Origin of the sequence: Serratia ureilytica (assembly GCF_013375155.1) — a bacterium.
In the GTDB taxonomy this organism is placed as follows: domain Bacteria; phylum Pseudomonadota; class Gammaproteobacteria; order Enterobacterales; family Enterobacteriaceae; genus Serratia; species Serratia ureilytica.
Window position 1 is genome coordinate 1 of sequence record NZ_JABXOF010000031.1, and the last position, 320, is coordinate 320.

Here is a 320-nt window from a genome sequence, read left to right on the forward strand (position 1 = left end):
TCGCATGGGGAGACCCCACACTACCATCGGCGCTACGGCGTTTCACTTCTGAGTTCGGCATGGGGTCAGGTGGGACCACCGCGCTATTGCCGCCAAGCAAATTCTTTTTTCTGCCGAACTTCTAAACCCACTTTAAATAAAGTGGTGCTGATACCCAGAGTCGAACTGGGGACCTCACCCTTACCAAGGGTGCGCTCTACCAACTGAGCCATATCAGCACGCTTAATTTGATGCCTGGCAGTGTCCTACTCTCGCATGGGGAGACCCCACACTACCATCGGCGCTACGGCGTTTCACTTCTGAGTTCGGCATGGGGTCAG

Annotated in this window: 1 tRNA gene and 2 rRNA genes; all 3 read right to left on the bottom strand. The window is 55.0% G+C overall.

From position 1 onward, the window contains the following. Positions 1-97, bottom strand: a 5S ribosomal RNA gene (gene rrf / locus HWW83_RS25485); the annotation flags it as partial. Between the two features lie 45 nt (positions 98-142). Continuing rightward, positions 143-218, bottom strand: a tRNA-Thr gene (locus HWW83_RS25490). A gap of 14 nt (positions 219-232) precedes the next feature. Then, a 5S ribosomal RNA gene (gene rrf, locus HWW83_RS25495) occupies positions 233-320 on the bottom strand; the annotation flags it as partial.